Raw genomic sequence first — 3,309 nt, forward strand, 5'->3', positions numbered from 1 at the left:
GTGCAGGTCTTCTATAATAACTTGGAGCTTACTTACTTTCCCGGGTTTGATCCCAGTATCATCAGCGGTGCGGGGCTTAACTTCTCTGTTCGAGATGGGAAGAGGTGAACACCCGTCCTATCGGCTCCATACTTTTTACAAGGTCATAGCCTTTTTCCATATTGTGAGATAAAATAAACAGCAGTGTGTAAATTAATAAAAGGTAAGCTTTCGGGTAATTAGTACTACTCGACTTTGACATTACTGCCTTTACATCTGTAGCCTATCGACCGTGTCGTCTACACGGACCCTTCATGGAATACTCATCTTCAGGTCAGTTTCGCACTTAGATGCTTTCAGCGCTTATCTGGTCCCGACGTGGCTACTCAGCTATGCCCTTGGCAGAACAACTGATATACCAGCGGTCAGTCCAACTCGGTCCTCTCGTACTAAAGTCAGAACCTGTCAATATTCCTACGCCCACAACAGATAGGGACCGAACTGTCTCACGACGTTCTGAACCCAGCTCGCGTGCCACTTTAATCGGCGAACAGCCGAACCCTTGGGACCTTCTCCAGCCCCAGGATGTGACGAGCCGACATCGAGGTGCCAAACCTCCCCGTCGATGTGAGCTCTTGGGGGAGATCAGCCTGTTATCCCCAGAGTACCTTTTATCCTTTGAGCGATGGCTGTTCCATACTAAACCACCGGATCACTATATCCTACTTTCGTACCTGATCGACTTGTCGGTCTCACAGTCAAGCTCCCTTTTGCTATTGCACTCTACGCACGGTTACCAAGCGTGCTGAGGGAACCTTTGAAAGCCTCCGTTACTCTTTTGGAGGCGACCACCCCAGTCAAACTACCCACCAAGCAATGTCTCCCCTTTGGGGATTAGAATTCCAGTACAAGAAGGGTGGTATTTCAACGTTGGCTCCCCGATGCCTAGCGACACCGGCTCACAGCCTCCCACCTATCCTACACATCCAGTACCAAAACTCAATGCTAAGCTATAGTAAAGGTTCATGGGGTCTTTCCGTCCCGTTGCGGGTAAACGGCATCTTCACCGTTACTACAATTTCACCGAGCTCACGGCTGAGACAGTGCCCAGATCGTTACACCATTCGTGCAGGTCGGAACTTACCCGACAAGGAATTTCGCTACCTTAGGACCGTTATAGTTACGGCCGCCGTTTACTGGGGCTTCAGTTCAATGCTTCGCCTTGCGGCTAACATCCCCCCTTAACCTTCCAGCACCGGGCAGGTGTCAGGCCTTATACGTCATCTTTCGATTTAGCAAAGCCATGTGTTTTTGTTAAACAGTCGCCTGGGCCATTTCTCTGCGGCCTCGATTGCTCGAGGCTCCCTTTATCCCGAAGTTACAGGGTTAATTTGCCGAGTTCCTTAGCCGTGATTCACTCGAGCGCCTTAGAATATTCTTCTCGACCACCTGTGTCGGTTTACGGTACGGGTTACTTATCAGTTATACACGCCTAGACTTTTCTTGGAAGTTTACTCACTACACTCGTTTTGGCATTGCTGCCGCCTCTCAAAGACACTATTCCGTCAGTATCTGGTAACCTGTAATCTCCGTCATCTATTTGCCCAATAAGTAAGTGCAGGAATATTAACCTGCTGTGCATTAGGTTGTCGCTTTCGCTAGACCCTTAGCCCCCGACTAACCCTCAGTTGATTAGCATAGCTGAGGAAACCTTAGTCTTTCGGCGTGAGGGTTTCTCGCCCTCATTATCGTTACTCATGCCTACATTTGCTTTTCTGAACGCTCCAGCCAAGCTCGTCGCTCAACCTTCACCGCAGATCAGAATGCTCCCCTACCAGTATATAAATATAATCCAAAGCTTCGGTACTTTACTTGATGCCCGTTTATTATCGATGCCCGCCTCGCTCGACCAGTGAGCTGTTACGCACTCTTTAAATGAATAGCTGCTTCCAAGCTAACATCCTGGCTGTCACTGCAATCAGACTTCCTTAGTTCAACTTAGTAAAGATTTTGGGACCTTAGCTGTTGGTCTGGGTTCTTTCCCTCTCGGATTGGGACCTTAGCACCCCAACCCTCACTCCCGGGTATATTTTAAGCCATTCAGAGTTCATCAGGATTTGGTAGGATTTGACTCCCCCTAGTCCTATTGGTAGCTTTACCTGCTTAAAACTTAACCCCGAGGCTGTTCCTAAAAACATTTCGGGGAGTACGAGCTATTTCTCAGTTTGATTGGCCTTTCACCCCTACCCACAAGTCATCCAAATACTTTTCAACGTAAACTGGTTCGGTCCTCCACTCCGTGTTATCGGAGCTTCAACCTGCTCATGGGTAGATCACAAAGTTTCGCGTCTACTCCCACTGACTAAGCGCCCTATTCAGACTCGCTTTCGCTCCGGCTGCTCACATCTATATGATTAACCTCGCCAGTGAAAGTAACTCGTAGGCTCATTATGCAAAAGGCACGCCGTCACCCCAATAAGGGCTCCGACCGCTTGTAAGCGTATGGTTTCAGGGTCTTTTCACCCCCTTACTCAGGGTACTTTTCACCTTTCCTTCACAGTACTCGTTCACTATCGGTCTCTTGGTAGTATTTAGCCTTACCGGATGGTGCCGGCAGATTCAAAGGGGATTTCTCCAGTCCCCCCCTACTCAGGATACCACTACAATTACATAAGCTTACCAATACAGGGCTCTCACCTTCTACGGCCTGCCTTCCCAGACAGTTCTTGTTCCTTTATATAATCGATGTCGTGGTCCTACAACCCCAGTCTTGCCGCAACAACACTGGTTTGGGCTAATCCGCGTTCGCTCGCCACTACTTACGGAATCACTTTTGTTTTCTCTTCCTCTGCTTACTTAGATGTTTCAGTTCAGCAGGTTCGCCTTCTATCTTAAATAGAATAATAGATCTTCAATCTACTGGGTTGCCCCATTCGGAAATCTTCGGATTAAAGGTCTTGTGCACCTCCCCGAAGCTTATCGCAGCTTAACACGTCCTTCATCGCCTCCAAGAGCCTAGGCATCCCCCATACGCCCTTAATTCACTTACTCTTTTATAAAATATCTTCATCCCGAAGGATTCAATAATTCTAATTTGCTCTTACTCTTTACTTTATTCTCACAATATGTCAAAGAACCTTGTGTGAATTTTGATAGATCATTCCATCGCATTCACAGCGCTCCCGCTTCTTGCTTCCCACATTTGGAAAGGGTAGGGGTGGTGTTTTTAGTCGCTAGTCACTAGTCGTTAGTCGCTAGTCATTAGTTACTCCTTCAATCTGTTGATTAAACTCGTTCGCTTAATCTGTAACTCTTAACTCTTAACTCTAA

2 rRNA genes are annotated in these 3,309 nt (G+C 47.6%); both read right to left on the minus strand.

From position 1 onward, the window contains the following. Positions 1-19: 19 nt before the first annotated feature. Positions 20-131, minus strand: a 5S ribosomal RNA gene (gene rrf / locus V7S75_RS00005). A 67-nt stretch (positions 132-198) separates the two neighbouring features. Then, positions 199-3,030 (minus strand): 23S ribosomal RNA (locus tag V7S75_RS00010). Positions 3,031-3,309 lie beyond the last annotated feature (279 nt).

It is taken from the genome of Aquirufa sp. TARAVU-A1A, assembly GCF_054558675.1.